Source organism: Candidatus Acidianus copahuensis (assembly GCF_000632495.1).
GTDB lineage: Archaea > Thermoproteota > Thermoprotei_A > Sulfolobales > Sulfolobaceae > Acidianus > Acidianus copahuensis.
The window spans coordinates 1-19000 of the sequence record NZ_JFZT01000017.1 but is presented as its reverse complement, the minus strand read 5'-3'; the positions used below and the strand labels follow the sequence as shown (position 1 = coordinate 19000).

At 35.6% G+C, this 19000-nt stretch carries 17 protein-coding genes; 5 read left to right on the top strand and 12 right to left on the bottom strand.

All coding sequences use genetic code 11. The annotated features are described in order from the left end of the window. Nucleotide 1: 1 nt before the first annotated feature. Genes ilvC through CM19_RS12900 form a run of 3 tightly spaced genes read left to right on the top strand, consistent with a single transcriptional unit; the run spans nt 2 to nt 1674 of the window. Nucleotides 2–955 carry a ketol-acid reductoisomerase gene (ilvC, locus tag CM19_RS01800; protein WP_048098871.1) on the top strand — a complete coding sequence of 318 codons (954 nt, stop codon included), beginning with the start codon at nt 2–4 and terminating at the stop codon, nt 953–955. A 17-nt stretch (nt 956–972) separates the two neighbouring features. Next, complete coding sequence (gene hjc, locus CM19_RS01795) at nt 973–1401, top strand: Holliday junction resolvase Hjc (protein WP_048098739.1); 429 nt, start codon at nt 973–975, stop codon at nt 1399–1401. 48 nt (nt 1402–1449) lie between these two features. Next, entirely contained in the window at nt 1450–1674 is a 225-nt protein-coding gene (locus CM19_RS12900) for a hypothetical protein (protein ID WP_150111353.1), read from the top strand. A gap of 583 nt (nt 1675–2257) precedes the next feature. Here the strand turns inward: CM19_RS12900 and CM19_RS01790 are convergent. From CM19_RS01790 to CM19_RS01770, 5 genes are all read right to left on the bottom strand, one after another. Further along, nucleotides 2258–3754: a holliday junction branch migration ATPase PINA gene (locus CM19_RS01790; protein ID WP_048098870.1), complete on the bottom strand. Its 1497-nt coding sequence runs from the start codon at nt 3752–3754 to the stop codon at nt 2258–2260. Between the two features lie 62 nt (nt 3755–3816). After that, the gene (gene pdxT / locus CM19_RS01785; protein WP_048098738.1) at nt 3817–4416 is read right to left on the bottom strand and encodes a pyridoxal 5'-phosphate synthase glutaminase subunit PdxT; all 600 of its coding nucleotides are present in this window, start codon (nt 4414–4416) and stop codon (nt 3817–3819) included. Beyond that, nucleotides 4413–5423 carry a pyridoxal 5'-phosphate synthase lyase subunit PdxS gene (gene pdxS / locus CM19_RS01780; protein ID WP_048098737.1) on the bottom strand — a complete coding sequence of 337 codons (1011 nt, stop codon included), beginning with the start codon at nt 5421–5423 and terminating at the stop codon, nt 4413–4415. Before pdxS ends, pdxT begins: the two co-directional genes overlap by 4 nt. Nucleotides 5424–5634: 211 nt before the next feature. After that, nucleotides 5635–6870, bottom strand: a complete 1236-nt coding sequence (locus CM19_RS01775) for an NADP-dependent isocitrate dehydrogenase (RefSeq protein ID WP_048098736.1) — start codon at nt 6868–6870, stop codon at nt 5635–5637. Nucleotides 6871–7749: 879 nt separating this feature from the next. Next, nucleotides 7750–8418, bottom strand: coding sequence for a hypothetical protein (locus tag CM19_RS01770; RefSeq protein ID WP_150111352.1), 669 nt, complete (start codon nt 8416–8418; stop codon nt 7750–7752). A 122-nt stretch (nt 8419–8540) separates the two neighbouring features. Between CM19_RS01770 and CM19_RS01765 the strand changes: the two genes are divergently transcribed. After that, nucleotides 8541–11717: a S53 family peptidase gene (locus tag CM19_RS01765; protein WP_048098734.1), complete on the top strand. Its 3177-nt coding sequence runs from the start codon at nt 8541–8543 to the stop codon at nt 11715–11717. Between the two features lie 34 nt (nt 11718–11751). On the opposite strand, the gene CM19_RS01760 is transcribed toward CM19_RS01765, so the two are convergent. The 4 genes from CM19_RS01760 to asd form a co-directional block, all read right to left on the bottom strand. After that, nucleotides 11752–12099, bottom strand: coding sequence for a hypothetical protein (locus CM19_RS01760; protein WP_048098733.1), 348 nt, complete (start codon nt 12097–12099; stop codon nt 11752–11754). A gap of 360 nt (nt 12100–12459) precedes the next feature. After that, entirely contained in the window at nt 12460–13806 is a 1347-nt protein-coding gene (locus CM19_RS01755; protein WP_048098732.1) for a coiled-coil domain-containing protein, read from the bottom strand. A 49-nt stretch (nt 13807–13855) separates the two neighbouring features. Beyond that, nucleotides 13856–14647 carry a hypothetical protein gene (locus tag CM19_RS01750; protein WP_048098731.1) on the bottom strand — a complete coding sequence of 264 codons (792 nt, stop codon included), beginning with the start codon at nt 14645–14647 and terminating at the stop codon, nt 13856–13858. An 87-nt stretch (nt 14648–14734) separates the two neighbouring features. Continuing rightward, on the bottom strand, nt 14735–15805 hold the full coding sequence (gene asd, locus CM19_RS01745; RefSeq protein ID WP_048098730.1) for an aspartate-semialdehyde dehydrogenase: 1071 nt from the start codon (nt 15803–15805) through the stop codon (nt 14735–14737). Nucleotides 15806–16101: 296 nt separating this feature from the next. Here asd and CM19_RS01740 point away from each other — a divergent pair, with 296 nt between their 5' ends. Next, nucleotides 16102–16395 carry a 4a-hydroxytetrahydrobiopterin dehydratase gene (locus CM19_RS01740; RefSeq protein ID WP_048098729.1) on the top strand — a complete coding sequence of 98 codons (294 nt, stop codon included), beginning with the start codon at nt 16102–16104 and terminating at the stop codon, nt 16393–16395. Here the strand turns inward: CM19_RS01740 and CM19_RS01735 are convergent. The 3 genes from CM19_RS01735 to CM19_RS01725 all read right to left on the bottom strand — a co-directional run bounded on the left by CM19_RS01735 (nt 16390) and on the right by CM19_RS01725 (nt 18849). Next, on the bottom strand, nt 16390–16707 hold the full coding sequence (locus tag CM19_RS01735; protein ID WP_048098728.1) for a DUF6788 family protein: 318 nt from the start codon (nt 16705–16707) through the stop codon (nt 16390–16392). The genes CM19_RS01740 and CM19_RS01735 overlap by 6 nt on opposite strands. A 28-nt stretch (nt 16708–16735) precedes the next feature. After that, complete coding sequence (locus CM19_RS01730; protein WP_048098727.1) at nt 16736–17896, bottom strand: Cdc6/Cdc18 family protein; 1161 nt, start codon at nt 17894–17896, stop codon at nt 16736–16738. Between the two features lie 605 nt (nt 17897–18501). Then, complete coding sequence (locus tag CM19_RS01725) at nt 18502–18849, bottom strand: zinc ribbon domain-containing protein (RefSeq protein ID WP_052349412.1); 348 nt, start codon at nt 18847–18849, stop codon at nt 18502–18504. Nucleotides 18850–19000 lie beyond the last annotated feature (151 nt).

Here is a 19000-nt window from a genome sequence, read left to right as displayed (position 1 = left end):
AATGGGAAAAAGAATAGCAGTATTAGGCTATGGAAGTCAAGGAAGAGCGTGGGCATTAAATCTTAGAGATAGCGGATTAGACGTAGTTGTAGGTTTAGAAAGACAAGGAAGATCATGGGAACAGGCAAAAAAGGACGGATTTGAACCAGTAAGCACTGAGGATGCAGTAAAGAAAGCTGATATTGTTATCTTCCTTGTACCAGATATGGCTCAGAGACTAGTATATAGAGAGAAGGTGCAACCATACCTTAGGGAAGGAATGGATTTAGTCTTTGCTCATGGATTTAATATACACTATAAGCTAATAGAACCTCCTAATTTTGTTGACGTCTATATGATTGCTCCTAAGGGACCTGGCCCAACAGTTAGAGATTTCTACGTTAAAGGTGGAGGAGTACCAGCACTAGTTGCTATACAACAAGACACCAGTAAGAATGCTTTATCAAAGGCTTTAGCTATAGCCAAGGGAATAGGTGCAACGAGAGCAGGTGTAATTGAGACGACTTTCAAAGAGGAGACCGAGACTGATCTATTTGGGGAACAAACTACGCTAGTTGGAGGAGTAATGGAACTCATGAGATCGGCATTTCAAACTTTAGTAGAAGCTGGGTATCAACCAGAGGTAGCTTATTTTGAGACAATAAATGAAATGAAGATGATTGTTGATATAGTTTATGAGAAAGGGTTCTCTGGTATGTTAAAGGCAGTATCTGACACTGCCAAATATGGAGGGTATAGAGTAGGTAAAGAAGTAATAAATGATGAGGTAAGGCAGAAGATGAAGGAAGCTTTGGATAGGATAAGGAACGGAGAATTTGCTAATGAATGGATAGAGGAATATAACCGGGGAAGTCCTGCTCTTAAACAGCTTATGAATGATGTAGATAATAGTTTAGAGGAGCAAACGGGTAGAAAATTAAAAGAACTTATAGAGAGAGGAAAACCTAAATCTTAATTTTTTAAAATATATTTGTGAACAGAAAAAAGAGAGGCTCTGCCGTAGAGAGGCAAATTGTCTCACTTCTTCGTGATAGAGGTTTTGCTGTATTACGTGCACCAGCTAGTGGAAGTAAAAGAAAGGATTCAATTCCTGATATAGTTGCAATGAAGTCAGGATATATTCTAATAATAGAAGTTAAGAGCAGAAAGGGAGGAAAGGTTTACATTTCAAGAGATCAAGCGGAAGGTATACTTGATTTCACTAGGAAAAGTGGGGGAGAGCTCTTTATAGCAGTTAAAATGCCTAGAGTTCTGCGATTTGTCCCCTTTACAAAATTAAGGAAAACAGAAAGTGGGAATTACGTAATAGATGAAGATATCCTATCCTCAGGAATCGATATAGACGGCGTATCTAGATATATAGACGCAAGATTTAGTAGAACTTTAGATACGTTCTTCTAATTTACGAGAATACGTCAAGAATACCCTCTCTGAAGAGATAAGGAGGAATTGACGCCAATTTATAAGTTATTTTTAATTGGTAATCTATGTCCACGGAAGTATTCCGACGTTGTAGAGGAATACAAATTTCCCACGTTAGAAAGAAATGAGAAATACTTTGGTAGCAACGTTGGTGTATATAGGCTACTCATAACATCAGTAATTACGTGGAAAACCGCAGAAGGCATGAGAAACTATTGGAAAGTTAAAGATACTTCACAAATCACCACCTAGGAAAGTAAAGGGATCTAAAAACTTTGAGAAAGCGAAAGTAAAAATAACCAGGACTTTTGAGTCAATAGAGAACTTCTGTTGTGACTTAACTTCAAGACAGAGAAGTATAACGCTAAGAACTATGACACGTTGGCTATGGAGGATATAAAAAGTTAAGTAACCTGTTTCACGTTCTGTTAGTCTCTTTTACCTTCACTTACTGACGTTGGTTTTTACGAGATTGGCGAGAAGGATATTCGAGTTGTAGATGAACAATGGGAAAGAGGTGAAATTGGTTAATCCTGTAACTCCTCGAGAACCTATCCACGTTATGGTTACGTAAAAAGGGAAATTTCTCTCCCGTTTAGGTCTTTCGTCTGTAAAGGTGATGTTATAATGCAGACCGTGATCTAGCTAATTCTCATAACGTTTTATTCGTGAAGAGTAAAAACTACCTTAGATCCCGTAGAGTTGACCTCCCTATCTTGGTCAAGACAAGAGTTAACGAGGAAGCTGAAAGCCCAGACCTTTATGTCAGAGTAGTTCAGTGGAATTAAAGGAACAATATATCAAAATAAGGTAATTAGCTTCTTAAACATATCTTTCATTCCCCTAGCCTTATCCTTATCCTTATATTATGCTTCTTCTCTAGCTTCTTTAATTTTGTGGTAACTCTTCTGTTATACTTACTTATTTCAGTCTTAGGAATTGTTACTACATATTCGCCGTTTTCATATTTTACGTCTGCGTCTGGTATTGCAATATTTATTGCTCTAGTGATTTTTTGTTCAACAGAATTGGTTTTTGTTTTAGATACGGGAACTATCATGGTCTGTTCACCAAATACATAAATTTCATATTCAACACTGTCCGTTAGGAAATCCTTTACTTCTACCACTGGTCTAGCTAAATCAGCCTCTCTCATTCCTAAGGGAACCCTCACCGTCATTTCTAAGCTAAATACTTTATCAACTTCACCATTACTTATGAAAATTACTGTATCTAAAATTCCAGGTATAGTACCTAGATCAACCCTGCTTAGAAATCTATGAATAGCATCTATAGGAGTTGTTGCATGAACTACTCCTATCATTCCTATTCCAGCTAATCTCAGATCAATGTAAAGCCTAAAATCTTCGTCATTTCTCATCTCATCGTAGACAGTGTAATCTGGCCTGCTAAGGAGTAGTATATCGTGAAGTTCTCCGACCTCCGCATAATTCTTTGAGTATTGTGTAATATCTGGAGGAAGATGCATATCCCTTGGAGATTCTATAGTTTTAACTATTTTTCCTAGTTTCATGTAATATTCAGCTAAAGCCTGGGCAAAAGTAGTCTTACCCATACCTGGAGAACCCGCAATTAAAATACCTTCAGCCCTTTCCCTTAATCTCTCAATAAGCTTATCTGAAAGCCCATATTCCTCTAAGGATTTTCTAGTAACAGGCTTCGTAACAGTTATCTCCCAACCATCGCTCAGAGGAGGTCTTGTTATTACAACTCTGTAATTTCCTAACTGAACTATTGTAGAACCCTTTCTCTCTATCTCAATGAAAGAATTTTTAATGTATTTTATATCACTTATTATCTCTGATGCTATTCTTTTTATTTCCATAGAGGTTATCGGAATTTCTGACAAGTTAACGAACTGCCAAGATCCAGGTCTCCCCTTTTTAGCCTTAGGTATAGAGTCCTCCTTTAAATGTACGCTCATTGTATTCTCATCAAAGAACTTATCTAGACTAAAACTATCCTGTAGAGGCTCAATAAAAACATAGCCTATATTCATAAACTCACAAACCCTTTTCTGCATATCATCTGCTGTGACTATAATACAACCTCTCTCAGCGCAATATCTTCTTATCTCTTCATCGGGATTGCCCCCTGCATTACCAACTACTTGAAGAGAGAAGAGGTATTTCTCGGAAAATTCCTTTAACTTATCTATCTCGTCTAATGCTATTTCTCCTGAGATTAGACCTTCTCTAGCATCCCTTTCAAGCTGAGAAAGTAGTGCCCTATGAATAAGGACATTACCTACTATATCCCCCTTCTCCACGTGTCGGGAGAACCCCTGAAGAAGAGCTGATTTATCTACCATTAGTTCCTTTACTGACAAAACCTACTTCTCCCATGTTATTAAAAACAATTAGAGATAAAAAACTATTTTCTAACCATGGAAATAAAGTACTCATGAACCTTAGTAGTTGAGGAAAGTTCTGGATGAAAGGTCGTTGCCAGTAATGAACCTTCCTTAACTATTACATATGTGCCTTGGAATTTTGAAAGGGATTGGGCATTTCCCCAGACTTTTAGTATTGCAGGCGCTCTTATGAAGACAACTCTTTGCATCCCGCCATCTAGCTCACTTAAGTCCACATTAGCCTCGAAACTTTCTCTCTGCCTTCCATAGTAGTTCCTCATTACCGATATATCCATGATTCCTAAAAGAGGTTGAGATTTCTTTCCTACTTTTGCATCAGATACCTCTTTTCCAAGCATTATAGCTCCTGCGCAAGTACCAAGGACAGGTAAACCTTCATTTGCCTTAGCCTTAAGCTCATCAAGCAAGCCCATCTTGCTTGCTACTATCCCAATTGTAGTACTTTCACCGCCAGGTATGATAATACCGTCAACATCTAAATCCTTCTTTTGCTTAACTGGAACTATTTCTCCGTCTAAACCCATGACATCAAGTGCTCTCCTTGTTTGAAGAGCATGCTCTTCAAAACTTCCTTGATACGCTAAAATACCTATTTTCATGTATCTCTCACCTGCATAAGTTCTTCGGGTTTTAAGGTCTTTACATCTATTCCCATCATTGACTTTTGTTCATTAATCATCTTTTGAGCTTCTAGAACAACCTCTGGATATTCCCATCCTGCAGTAGCTATAACTATGGACCTTGCTCTAATATCTGGATCCTGACTCTTGAATATCCCTGAACCTACAAATATTCCATCAGCGCCAAGCCACATCATAAGAGCAGCATCAGCAGGTGTTGCAATACCTCCTGCTGCAAAGTTTACAACTGGTAATCTACCTAGCTTTGCGGTAAGCTCAACTAGCTCATAAGGAACTTGGAATTCCCTGGCTTTCTTTACTCTATCTTCCTCGTTCATTCTTGCAATCATGTTTAATTCGCTATTCATTATCTTCATATGTTTAACAGCCTCGCTTACGTTTCCAGTTCCAGGTTCTCCTTTAGTTCTTATCATCGAAGAACCTTCAGTTATTCTTCTCAACGCTTCCTCTAATGATCTAGCTCCATTGACAAATGGGACTTGAAATTCCCACTTGTTTATGTGATGTTCATCATCTGCAGGAGTTAATACTTCACTTTCGTCTATCGTATCTACACCCAGTGCTTCTAGAACTTTAGCTTCATAATAGTGGCCTATCCTGACTTTCGCCATTACTGGAATGGTAATGGAACTCATTACATCTTCAATTACCTTTGGATCTGCCATTCTCGCTACTCCTCCAGATTTTCTCACATCATATGGCAACTTATCTAGAACCATAACTGATGTGGCGCCAGCATTTTCTGCTATTGACGCTTGTTCTACACTTGTAACGTCCATTATAACTCCTCCTTTCTGAAATATTGGAAAAGCGTGCTTTACTCTGGCAGTGCCATGCGCAACCTCTGGTATTTCTCTTTGAGGTAAGTATGTTAAAAGATCTCTATCCCTCAAAACGTCCTTTAGTTCAGCTAACTTGTAGAAGAAATCCTCTATTTCACTGAATGATAGTTCGTAAAGTCTCATAAGTAAAGGAATCAGTTATAGAATTTAAAAACTTTTTTGTGCTATATGTTAATTTTCCTTTTTAATAATGTCGTCCAAGGTTTTAAGAGGAGATAGAAAGTGAATTCTTTTAAGTAATCATATTCTAAATTTCGACTTTTAAGGAAAGTCATTAATTGTCCGATTCTTTATAGAGGAAGATGAGTTGATATCTATTTTATCATTAGTATCATTAGAATGTATCTATGATCTGTATAAGTTCATCAGTGAATTCGCTAGTTGAAAGTGCTCTAACACCCATATATCTTGCTAAATCTTGTGTTACCTTCTTTTGGTTAATTGCTTCACTTACTGACTTTTCAACTATATTAGCTGCATCGTTCCATCCCATGAACCTTAACATTAACTCTGCTCCCTTAATAATACCAGTAGGATTAGCAACATTCTTTCCTGCGTATTTTGGTGCTGTACCATGAACTGCCTCAAACATTCCACCAGAATCTCCTACATTTGCCCCACCTAACAAGCCTATATTACCAATTAAAGCTCCTGCTGCATCAGAGATATAGTCTCCATTAATATTTGGTGCTAGTATTATATCATAATCTTCTGGCTTTATAATTATTTGTTGGAACATATTATCGGCAATTCTATCGTTCATCAAAATCTTTCCAGCCGGTATTTTACCTGAATAATTCTTTGCTAATTCCTCCTCCGTAACTATAGTTCCTTTGAACTCATTAAGAGCAGTTTCATATGCCCAATCTCTAAATGATCCTTCAGTATATTTCATTACGTTACCCTTATGCATTATAGTTATTCTCTTTCTAGAGTTCTGTAAAGCGTATTTTATTGCCATTCTAGTTATTCTTTGAGTCTTGAATTTACTTATTAATTTTATTCCAATTCCAGTATCATTCTCTATATCAACTTTTAATTCTCTTCTTAAAAAATCTCTAATCATAGAGGCCTCAGACGAGTCATAAGGATACTCTATTCCTCTATATAGGTCATCAGTATTTTCTCTAAAAATAATCATGTTAACCTTCTCTGGATTCCTTAAGGGACTCTCGACTCCCGGAAAGTACTTTACAGGTCTTATGTTAGCGTAAAGGTCAAGCATTAACCTAATCGCTACATTTACGGATTTCCATCCCTTACCTATTGGAGTTTCTAGGGGACCCTTTAACATAACTCTATAATCTAATATTGCGTTCTGCGTCTCTTTGGGAAATCTGTCACCTATCTTTTCTACAGCCTTATTTCCAGCTAAAACCTCAACCCACTTGATTTCCTTGGATGTTCCATAAGATCTTTCTACAGCCTTATTTACTACTTTTATAGTGGAGCTAACTATCTCAGGGCCTATTCCGTCTCCTTCAACATAAAGAATTATAGGTTTATTAGGGACAATCCACTTTCCTTCACTAAACTGAATTTTCTCTCCATCTTCTGGAAACTTGTACATAATAAACAAACAAAAATTAAGGTCTTAAAGTTTTATTCTTTTTGCGACTATGTAAGGAAAGTTCATACGTTTGGGGTTTGGGCTTTACGGACATTTATTGTTATGTCCATAAAACCCTTGGGGCTTCACCACGTTCTGAGCTCATCATCGCGCCCCATTAGCGGGATAACCCCATCCACACTCCTGAAGATCTTGTCAAAGACCTTAGGCGTGGGGAAACCCGCACATGGTTAGTTCCTCCCCCATCCTTTACTCTTTTATAGTCCCTTCTTCGGGTCTACATACCCACATTTGGGACATATAATATTGTTTTTAGAATATATATAACTACTTTGGTTGGAAGTGAAAAATCATGAAATGCATAAAAATGTCACAATTTAAGCGAAACTGCTGACAACGGCGTTAGGTAATGTATATATATGATAGATGAACCTTTTTGGTAATTTATTATTATCAATGGATAATAGACCCGTTAGTATTTTTGCTTAAATTATTGTATTTTTATAAGTGTAGCGATTTTTTATCTAAAACACTTGATATATCTTTTTAAAACGATCGTAATTTATGTCCCTGAGGTTAGTAAGGTAAACCCGAATTTGATACTATACGAGAGCTGCAGAGGTTAAAGATGTGCTGGTTTTCCCTAGTCTTTGAAGTATTTGATAAGACTTTCAGAGATATTAGAGGGGTTAGTCTGCTAATGGGTGAATCGTTATGATAGGTATTGGCCCAGAAAGTGGTGAAGCTCAGGACTTCACGGATATGGCAGTAAGTCCGTAAAACCCAAACCCCCCAGTTTTATTAATTTCTCACCAAACCTTTCATCAATTATAGTAATTCCCTTATCTTTTAAAGTGTTAATAACTTATTTATATAAACTTACTGTTTTTTCTTAATTATATATTTTATAGAGTCTTTTAGTGAATTTATTGAACCCGCACTGTACACTAAATCTCCTTTAGAAAAGACCATTTTAACAACGTTTTCTCCATCGCTAAATATAATTTCAACATCGTTGTCTACGCTTTCTACAATAACCTTGTCTATAAGCATTTCCATATTATCTCTGCCTATCAAACCAGAATTTATTGTCTTCATACCTGAAATATATGATATCTCTTCTTGTTGCATCTCAGGTTTTGCTATTTTTTTAGCTATTATATCAAACTTCTCTCTTATCCTTTTGTAGATCTTCTTTGCTTCGGATCTAGCTAGACTCTCAAAAGGACCTTTATAGTAGAAAGTTATTTCTACGGTAGTTTGTTCGCTTTTGCCAAAAAGGGGTTCTATTTTATGATCTAATTTTGCAATTATCCTCGGAAAATCTCTATGCTCCATCATATAAGTTATCCTATTTTTTAGCCTTATCTTAACAACTTTTGTTTCAACACTTATTAGCCAGCCGACTTTCACGAGATATGTATTCTCATTAGTTTGTTTAATTGATTTAAAGAAAGGTATTTCCATGGTTATATTTTCCGGGTTATTAAAGTAATCTAGAAGGTAATCCTGAGGTAAAGATGTAATAATTTTAAATACTTCTTCCATAAGATTCATTCTCGTTGTTAGAATATAAAGCTTTTATTTTTAGTAATTATGAAAATATTAATTGGATAAGTAAAAATGAAGGTTGGATAAGATTTTTGTAGAGCATTAATCTACTTGATATCATGCTGAAGACAATTCTGGTTATCTTTATCCTATTGACTGAAGCTATACCATTCTTTACAAACAATATAAATAATAGTATAAATAATACTACTATATCTCCTTCTTCAACTCTCACAGTAGCGATAGTTATTCCTCCAAAAAATCTGGAAACTCTTGAAATGGATGTCCAAAACCATACAATACTCAACAAAACACAGATAGAGAATCTCTTTATACCTAGGCATAAGCTAAAGGAAGATTTATCCTACCTAGCGAATCACGGAATAAATGTTACGTCATTTCTTAACGTAATAATAGCGACAGGAAAAGCAAAAATCTTGGAAAATGTATTACATGGAGAATTCTACATTAACAAAATAGGTAATACTTCATTTTATCAATTCTTCGGAAAACCACCTTTTTCGGGAGCTAACATAATAGCTACAAATATTACTAAGGCTTTTTTAGAAAAACCAGATACTCTCATTAATCTAACTCAGGCTGTGGCATACAATGTAATCTCTCCTCATGATTTAGCGAAAGCGTATAATGTAACCTACTTGTACTCTAAAGGAATATACGGTACTGGAACAACAATAGGTGTGTTAGATTTTTACGGTGATCCTTACATAGAGACACAACTAAAACAATTTGATTCAGAATATAATATTTCAAGTCCCCAATTTCTTCAAGTTCAGCCAATTGGGGCTTATAATCCGGAGGAGGGAATAGTAAGCGGTTGGTCATTAGAGATATCTTTAGATGTTGAATACTCTCATGCGATAGCTCCAAAGGCTGGTATTATCTTATATGTAGCTAATCCCAACATTCCATTGCCAGCTGACATTGCGTTCATTGATCAGCAAGATTCAGTTAATGTAGTAAGTCAGAGTTTTGGAATACCAGAACTTTACGTAAATCTTGGAATTATTCCTCTTTCCTATATTCAATCGCTAAACTATGAGTATTGGCTTGGTGAAGTAGAGGGGATTACTTTTGTGGCAGCAAGCGGTGATTATGGAGGAAATGGCTATAACTATTTCCTATTCCCCAATGGAAATCTCCTGTTCCCAGCATCAGATCCATATGTACTAGCAGTTGGAGGTTCAACCCTCTACGTGAACCAAAATAATACTGTACAAACAGCTTGGAGCGGTGAAAGTACCATCGGAGCTAGTACCGGTGGATATAGTTCAATCTTTCCAGCACCTTGGTATCAAAATACCTCTGGTTACAGAATAGTCCCAGATATCATAGCCGATGCAAATCCTTATACCGGTGTAAATGTCTTATATTATCATGGAGAGACCGTTTTAGTTGGTGGGACGTCAGTAGCCTCCCCTACAACTGTAGGTATAATTGACCTGATAACAGAAATTAAGGGAAGATTAGGTTTCATAAATCCATTAATTTATGATTTAAAAGGAACTAAAGCGATAGAGGAAGTTAACTCAGGATATAATACACCGTATACAGCAAACTCATCGTTAAACCCAGTTACGGGTTTAGGATACATTAATGCCGGTTATTTAGCTAATTTGCTTCACGTAGCTAACAATATGTGTGTAGCGGTGAATAATATGTCCTATTTAGATGGTCAAGTTGTTCATGTAGTTGTAAAAACCTCGGGTACTGGACCAATTACAGGCTTTGTGTACAACGGTAAAACTGTTATCTCTAAATTCAGTCTACAATATAATGGATCTTATTGGATAGGTAGTTTCACAGCTCAAGGTTCTGGAGAAGAAGAGGTAATAGTAACACAAGGTTCTGAGATTTCCGGGACATATATAGATGTTGGTCTTCAGGCCTCATTTATCTTGCCAGAAATAGCCATTTATCCAGAATCTGAAAGTATTCCAATTCTAGTAGAATTACTTTATCCAAACGGGTCAGCTGCCACTGCTTCCAACAGTTATAGAGCGGATATTCTAAGTTATAATGTAACAGATAACACGTTTTCAAAAGTTACATCTATTCCCTTAAAAGTTATGCCTATTATAAATATATCATCACTAGGAATACTGATAAAGTTCAACAGTTCCTATTTACTTGGATATTACAATACGAGCAATGTAGTAGGTGGTATAGATATGGTAAAAATTCCTGGTATATTTGGCTTTACTGAGATTGTTCTAGGTGCCTACGTAGTACCAATCGTATTACCAGGAGTTTTTACAGAACCAACTTCAATTACGTCTAATGAGAACTTTACTTTAGAAGTAGCTGTAGAAGCTCTAAATTCTCCTAATGTTACTGTACAAATTATAGGAAATTCTGGAATAGTATATCAAACACGAGTCAATGCCATTGAAGTTGATAATAATGAATATTATATTAAGGAAATTAACATTCCCTCAATGAAACCTGGATATTATAAGGTTATTGCTTATGCAACCTATAATGGAAGCAATTATGAAGTTTATGGAAGTGGGTTTACTCAGATTTACATTGCACCAGGTTCTCTCAACGTAAATGTTACAATGTTGCCTTCAAGAGTTGTCTATGAAAATCAAACCATCGAGGTAAAAGCGTCAATAACCTATCCTAATGGTACTCCAGTTAGATTCGGAACATTTTCCGCCGTTATAGTTCCAGACTACTTAAAATCAGCTTTTGATTCACTTAGCGTATCGTATTCCACGCCTTTGAATTACGTTAATGGCTCATGGATAGCTTATATTACTACACCTTCCTCTAACTCTAATCCGTTCGGCTATTCTGCAGAAGGATTGAGTGGAAATTGGGAGATTTACGTGTATGGAGAATCATCTACTTATTGGCCTACACAATTTCCTAATGTGCTTAATTATCAATCACTCTCTGTTTTACCATCTTCTCCGAACTTACAATTTGAATTACTTCCATATACTTATATCTATACGTTTAATGGTACCTTAGCATATAGAGACTATATATATAATGCAACCATAATAAATCATAACGCAACATTTATTGATTCTGTAATAAATAATCTAAAACTTGATAATGGAACAATAACTCTCATCAATTCAATAGTATATCATAATGAAACATTTAATGGGAAAATTATAGGCAAAAAAGATAACAACCAACAAAAAGTAACCGAAAGTAACAGCAAACCCACTTCTATAAACTATATGGAGGAATATGGGATCCTTACATTAATTTTAGTAGTCCTATTTTCAACAATACTATGGATAATAAGACATAAATAATTTTTTAACAAAATTTTCTTCCTTACTACTTAAACTATTGAACTTTAGTTATCATTCCAACCCATATCTTTTCGTCAAACATCATATACTGTACATTGATTCCTAACTTCTTAACGCTAAACGGTGTTTTTACTTTTACAGTATAATTAAAGTAGTAGACGTCTCCTTCAGTCTCTATATCAGCCTTTTTAGGAAATTCGACTTGATATGCATAACCTTCAGCTAGTTCCTGAATCTTTGCTGTAAGCCTTATCATGATATCCTTGACTGAGTCACCATAGATTGGCTCAAACGACATAGCTCTAAGCTCTTCTTTAAATGCGGAAATACTTTCTGAACGATAACTCTTTCGTTTTTTTACTTCCCTTGTTTTCACACTTATTTAGTCGTTTAATTTTGTTTATAAGCTAATCTGGGGTTTGGGTTTTACTGACACCTATTGTCATGTCTGTAAAACCCTTAGGCTTTACACGCTCGGTTTTTATCCTCACGATCCATTATCGAAGTAACCCTCCCACACCCTTGAAAGTCCTATCCAATACCTCAGGGATGTGGAGAAACCAGCACGTCTTTAGGAAGATATTTACATTGGCATTTATCTGCCTTGAAATTTTTGACTAAAATTGACGTTCAAATGCTTTTTTGATCCTAAATTTATGTCTGCCCACATATGGGTCTTAAGTTTTTTAAATATGTAAGATTTCTGGAAATATCATAATTTAAGCTAAACTGCTAACTACGATTATACGTAGTATTCATCTAAACTCCTCTTTGTTTTCCATCCATCTTCTGACAATTCTCTTAATCCTTGGGCAATAACTTCCCTATTAACCTTAAGGTTATCAGGATATCTTTCCTTCATAAGAACATTTTCAAATACTGACATGAAACTTGAAATTGGAGTAGAAATTTCCTGTCTGGAAAGCCCAAATATCGACCTTACTTTTCCCTTGTACTGTTGCGGAGATAAAACTATTATTGAACTGTCATCCCTCTCTGCAACCAGGAAAGGCACTATAACCTCAATTAACTCATCATTATAAATAGTTCTTCTACTCATATCTGTGATGAAGGCTAGTTCAGATCTTTTAGATTCCTTAAGTCTCTCTAGATTACTAATAACCCAATCTACATTTTTTCTTATATTTTCTATTTTATGCTTAATTTCATTAATTTCTTGTTGTCTCCTATCATCTAATTCTTTTATTTTATTAATAATGAGATCCACTTTGGAAAAGTAAGGTTCCTTAACTTGCTCAAGAGATTTATTATATTCTTCATAAAGCTTTGACTTAGATTGTAATAAAGCGTTTAATGGACCTTTGGTTATCTTTCCAGATCTATAATCTAATTCTGCTCTTGAAATTACACCTTCCATCTCTACTATTTTCTTTATATAATCCTCAGATTTTTCCTTAACTTGCCTATATAAATCCACCTTAAAAGACGATACTACTTTATCCAGTCCGCTTCTTTCTGCTGAGATTAATTTCATGAATTTTTCCTCGACATTATTCTGATATTTTGCTAATTTTCCTGCAAATATCTCCCCAACTGCCTTAATCCTGTCTATTGTGTTATCTATGTTCCTTATCTCATTATCAATAGTTTGTGAGATTCTTTTTATATCATCTATCTCAGCTTGAACCTGGTAAATATCAATATTTCTCTTTAAAACAAGAAGTGGAAGCTGGGGGGATGGCTTATTAATAACAGATGTAATGTCATAAGGAATTAAACCTCTTATTGCGATATTCTCGTCTCCTTTGACTTCTCCCCAAGGGATCTTGGAAATAGTTTCTATAAATTCATGGTCTGAATCTATTGATGAAAGTCTATCTATTACCCTATTATAGTCCTGTAGAATTGTTTTTTTTACATTAACACTCAAATTTGCAGTTTCATCAAAGCAAAGAAAGCCTTGGGTATCTTCTAGTTTAAATAGTAAGAATGGCCAACCAACAATTGTTGCAGAACGTAATTTCAGACCTTCAGTGGCCTTTATAATTCCTATAGATAATTGTTGCCCGACGTCTAGAGGTGAACCGCTCTCTGAACTTACTGCAAATGCAGAGTAGACCACTCTCATTATAATAAGTGCCTCAATCTAAGTATTTAACTTCATTCATATCTATAACTTAAAGATAATTCGAATAATCTCTTATTTTAGATAGGATTTTACTTACTTCCTCTTTAAAATCAGAATTATCTAGGAGTGTATCTTCCCCATCTTTAGATATCGCTTTAACTGCTTTCTCTATACCGGATTCTATTGCCACTTTATCAAAATAAAGTGTCTTTTCTGAAGCTATAAAATTTATAACATCTCTATTATAATTTAAGAAATCTTCCATCTTATCAGCTAATACTAGAGCTTTTAGTATTTTATCTCTATTGACTGCAGATATCCATGGATTTTTTGACTTAAGTTCTGCTACTAGATTACTATTGTAGGCTATATCCTCTATCACTTCAATCTCGTCTGCGTTTTTGGATTCTTCTCTTTTCTGAATTATATCATAAATAAAAGGAGAATAATCAACGTCTAACTTAAAGTCTCCCATTGTTGGGTAAGGATAGATGGAATTAGAAATACTAAATTCCCTTACTTTACTGTAAATAGATTCGAGTTCGGTTTTTACTACGTCAACTGGAAGAGGTTTACCTAAGAGGTGCGCAGAGGATCCTAAAATCGATATCACATCTAAAGTTAAAAGAAGCTGAAATGCCTCATTGTATTCTGATTCGCTAAGCTTTGGGTATAATTTGAATCTTTTCAAATAGAGAAACGGCCAATCTCTAAGTGTGTATAAAACTGGAGGCTTAGCAAAGTAGATCCCCATAAAGTAACCGCCGTTTAATCTTCTGTATACATAAACAGCTACTTGTTTTTCTATTCCACTCTTCTCCGCTAATCCAATATAATCCATATGACTCAGACCTTTAAATCCCTCACCTTTCTGATAAGGTTGAGATCAATAGTAGATAAAACAGGAACAAATAAAAAATTTTTATGCTTACTTTTCAAGATAGCCCTTTTCTGTAAGGAGTTCAGCTGTTAGTATTCCTCCACCTGCTGCTCCTCTAATAGTGTTGTGAATTAATGAAACAAATCTAATGCCCTTTTGATTAACCTGTTTTAATCTACCAACAACTATACTCATACCGGGTGGATCTCCTGACCATCTATCAAAATAAACTTGGGGTCTATTATCTTCCTCAGTTATTAATATTGGTTTTTCCGGAGCGGTAGGTAATTTAAGATCTTGAGGTTCTCCTCTAAAGTTAGTCATTGCCTCTTTTATCTTGTTTACATCTGTATCCTCCTTAAATGTAACATAAGCCACCTCATAGTGACCGTGAACTGTCGCTATTCTATGAGTTGTTGCATCTAACGAGACATCCTGCAGCTTTGGTTCATCAACGTTCCTCTTGACCTCACTTAATATTCTAGTTACTTCTCTTATAGTCTTCTTATCGTATCCATCTCCTAAAGGAAGTATATTATCTACTACATCAAGAGAAGGAATACCAGGATAACCAGCACCTGACAAAGATTGAATTGTAGTAACATATGCCCCTGTCATCTTAAAATTAGAGAATATAACTGACAAAGGTATTGCAGCTCCTTGAGCTGTACATAATGGAGTTGTTACTATAAATCCCTTCCAATCTCTTTTCTTCCTTTGCTCATCTATCAAGCTAGCAGTATGTGGGTTAACCTCTGGAATTAGCAGTGGAACGTCTGGATCAAATCTATGGTCTGGAGAATTACTTATAACAGGGAATCCAAGCTTTGCAAACTGTTCTTCTACTGGACCTGCGGCTCCTTGGGGTAACGGAGAGAATATTATGTCAACGTCATCCATAAGTTTCGGATCTGTCGGCTTGACTTCCATATCTCTTATTTCTTTCGGAACTTGGCCAACTGTTTGCCACCTTACAACTTCACCGTATGGCTTCCCCACAGAACCTTTCCCAGCCAAATATGCTGGCTTAATATACGGGTGTTCAGTTAACATTCTAACGTACTCTATTCCCACTAGCCCAGTCGCACCCAATATAGCTGCCTTAAGAGTTCTTCTCATAAATATCAATATACTTCTATGATTTCTGGAATATAAACTTACTTTAAAAATATAAGCTCTAGTATATTGGAGAGTTAATTATATGGAAAATAATTATCAATTAGCACAGAGAAACAATGTTCAATTATGAAGAACAGATTTATTAAAAGTTCTCTCCTTTATTGGTTTATATTCCAAATTGATTTTATTGTAATTTAAGACTGTATACTATATAATATTATAAATAAGTAGATTATATAATAAAATCTACTACCTCTATAATAACTTTTAAAAAAGATCGTTTCTCATTTCTATCTATGACAAAGCTCTCTGAACAAGAAATAAGAAAAGAAATAAGTAATTTGCAAGGATGGACGTATGAGGAAAACAAGATAAAGAAGGAATTTCAATTTACAAATTTTGATGACTCAGTAACCTTTGTTTGGATGATTAGACCTATAGCTAATGGAATGAACCATCATCCTGACCTTTGTATATACTACAATAAAGTTATAGTAGAGCTAACTACGCACGATGAAGGTGGAGTTACAGATCTCGATCTCCAATTAGCAGAAAAGATAGACGACATAAGTAAGCATGTTAGGTCATAAATATATCGCGTTTTTTATTCTCTCAAGAACCTTCTGTAACCTTTTTTCCTCTTCTCTTAATAAAGATATTCTCTTTCTAAGATCCATAGAGTAATCGATTTGCTTCTTTATTTCCTCAGCATTCTTTCCAAGGTAACGACTTTTTAATTTTCCTTCATCCCAATACCTGAGATAGTAGTAGGTATTTCGTCCCACTTTCTTAATATCTACATGACCTGCAGGTAACTTCTTTAATTCTTCCTCTAAAGATTCCCTTTCTCTTTGTATATTGTTAACCTTTTCTTCTATTTCCTTTACCTTCTCCCACAACATAACCCCTCACCGTATTTGTGAAGAGTTTCTACTCATATTCATACCCCATTTCTTGAAGTATATTTTCATCTAATGCCTTCAAAATCTTTGCTTTTTCATTGATCTCTATATATTTTCTTATTCCACCAGCTCTCCCCTTATTAAGTATCTTAATCTTAATTATGCCAAACATGTCGAGCTCAGAAAGAATATCAGAAAACCTCCTATAGGAGAGGGGTCTCTGTTTCATTTTATTACATAAATCTACGTAAATCTTATGAGCTGTAACAACATCATCGCTTTCAACAGCAGCCCTAAGTGCAAGCTTGTAGTGAAATGGAAGCGATTTTATTGCTTCGACTAACCTTTCTTGTTCATACTCAACTATTGCCCTATCCACATGATCCTTCCTAACTAAACCTTCACCTGATGCTAATTGCGCTGCCCTAAACAATAAATTAACAGCTTTTCTAGCATCACCATGTTCTTTTGCAGATATTGCTGCAATATATGATAGGATCTCATCATTATATGTTCCTCTATAAAGACCATATTCAGCATATATTGATAGGATCTCTTTTAGTTGCTCTGCATCATAAGGTTTAAAAATAACAGAAGGTCCTAAAGACGAGAGTACCCTAGGCTCCATATAGTCCCTTACATTTATATCGTTACTAATCATAATAAGTGATATCTTTGTATCAGCCCTTAAAAGTTGATAGAGTACTATATCACCTTCACGTCGTTTCACCAATGTGTCAACTTCATCTAAATACACTAAGGCTTTATCCTCTCTCATTACTCCCTTAATCTTCTCTATATATTCACCCAAATTTATGCCATGTCTTGGGACTATATCGTTGGTTAATTTTTCCGCAAGAACAGATAAAACAGCCTGGGGAGTTCCCCCCACTTCCCTACAGTTTATATAAGCTTGTCTAACTCTAGAGTAATCAATATCTTCTTTCTTAACTTCCTCAATCTCATTTAATATATACTTAACAACAAAGGTTTTTCCAGTTCCTGTAAGACCTAGAAAAAGATTAGAAAACCTGACATCGTTTTTCACGAAATAACGTATCGCTATTGCCGTCTCTCTAATTATTTCTTCCCTATATGGAATCTCAGTAAATACAGATATCGGATCAATGAAAACCTTTGGATCCTTAATTACCTCGCCTTTACCGCCCTTAAGTGTCTCTCTAATCACAGCGTTTCATACGTTTCTTCAGTTAAATCTTGTTTCATACATAGCCAATTGTAATACCTCGTTTCCTCTATAGTACGTATTACAACTGAAAGCCTCGCTCTTTAGAGCGGGGAGGACGTCAGGACGATTTAGAAACCAACCTTAAGAATGGAACAGCGCAGTGACCGAAAGGTAGAAAGTTCATTATGCTTTAATTTAGAGAGATGGTTTAACTCCCCGGTTTTACTGTATATGTTCTTTGTTTCACACTATTGAATACTTCATTTTATAGGTTAGCTAAAAGAAATTGTTCATTAGTTAAAAGTGTGAAAAACGATAATACCATGAATAGTAGTATTTTCTTAGCCTTACACACTGACACTAGTAATGCAATGTTTCATCCGAAATTTATTAACGCAACAAGATAATGAGTTTGTATAATTTATGTGTTAACCTTATTTAACTTGGTTAGATAAAGTATTAGGAAACGTAAGAAAAATAGTGTGTGTCTCTATTCATTGGAGTATGGTAATATGAGAAACTTTGCTTTTGTACAGTAAAACCGGGGAGTTATTTGTTCTGACCTCCTCCCCGCTCTAAAGAGCGAGGGTTCCCCTCAGAGCGGTTCATAGGTTTTGATCCATACGTTTCACCCTCATAGAATCATAGCTAGCTGGTACTACCAGCCCCGATCCTCTCGTCCACGTATAGACCAGTGGGGTGGTCTTGCCCCAGCTTATCCCTATCCCTCTGGTGATCCCACCATCATTAGGACTCAGGATTATGGATATGTTAAACGCACCAACTAGGTCTGCATTAAATACTTTGTTAGATGTTGTACACTTAAACAAACCCCTTGAAACTCTTTTCCCGCATCCATTGCCGTGGATGGGACAAGTGGTTGAAGTGTATGCCTCGTTAACAAACTTAACAGTTATTCCGTGTTCTTCGGCAACATCCCTCAACTTTTCCATAACTTGTTTGTAAGACCAGACGTTAACAACTAGAAAGTTACCCTTTTCTGACTTATGTTCTTTGGATAACCAACCTTGATTAGAGAAACACCTTTGTTGTATAAGAATTCAGCAACTTTCCTTACGGTAGCGTCTATTATAGCGTTTAACT

What these genes read in the sequence shown, in the direction of transcription:
- pdxT (WP_048098738.1), bottom strand. Translation starts at nt 4,416, where the DNA reads ATGAAAATAGGTATTTTAGCGTATCAAGGAAGTTTTGAAGAGCATGCT.
- CM19_RS01750 (WP_048098731.1), bottom strand. Translation starts at nt 14,647, where the DNA reads ATGGATTATATTGGATTAGCGGAGAAGAGTGGAATAGAAAAACAAGTA.
- CM19_RS01770 (WP_150111352.1), bottom strand. Translation starts at nt 8,418, where the DNA reads ATGGAAGAAGTATTTAAAATTATTACATCTTTACCTCAGGATTACCTT.
- CM19_RS01765 (WP_048098734.1), top strand. Translation starts at nt 8,541, where the DNA reads ATGCTGAAGACAATTCTGGTTATCTTTATCCTATTGACTGAAGCTATA.
- CM19_RS01775 (WP_048098736.1), bottom strand. Translation starts at nt 6,870, where the DNA reads ATGTACAAGTTTCCAGAAGATGGAGAGAAAATTCAGTTTAGTGAAGGA.
- ilvC (WP_048098871.1), top strand. Translation starts at nt 2, where the DNA reads ATGGGAAAAAGAATAGCAGTATTAGGCTATGGAAGTCAAGGAAGAGCG.
- CM19_RS01790 (WP_048098870.1), bottom strand. Translation starts at nt 3,754, where the DNA reads ATGGTAGATAAATCAGCTCTTCTTCAGGGGTTCTCCCGACACGTGGAG.
- asd (WP_048098730.1), bottom strand. Translation starts at nt 15,805, where the DNA reads ATGAGAAGAACTCTTAAGGCAGCTATATTGGGTGCGACTGGGCTAGTG.
- CM19_RS01755 (WP_048098732.1), bottom strand. Translation starts at nt 13,806, where the DNA reads ATGAGAGTGGTCTACTCTGCATTTGCAGTAAGTTCAGAGAGCGGTTCA.
- CM19_RS01735 (WP_048098728.1), bottom strand. Translation starts at nt 16,707, where the DNA reads ATGTTGTGGGAGAAGGTAAAGGAAATAGAAGAAAAGGTTAACAATATA.
- CM19_RS01740 (WP_048098729.1), top strand. Translation starts at nt 16,102, where the DNA reads ATGACAAAGCTCTCTGAACAAGAAATAAGAAAAGAAATAAGTAATTTG.
- CM19_RS01725 (WP_052349412.1), bottom strand. Translation starts at nt 18,849, where the DNA reads ATGGAAAAGTTGAGGGATGTTGCCGAAGAACACGGAATAACTGTTAAG.
- pdxS (WP_048098737.1), bottom strand. Translation starts at nt 5,423, where the DNA reads ATGAGACTTTACGAACTATCATTCAGTGAAATAGAGGATTTCTTCTAC.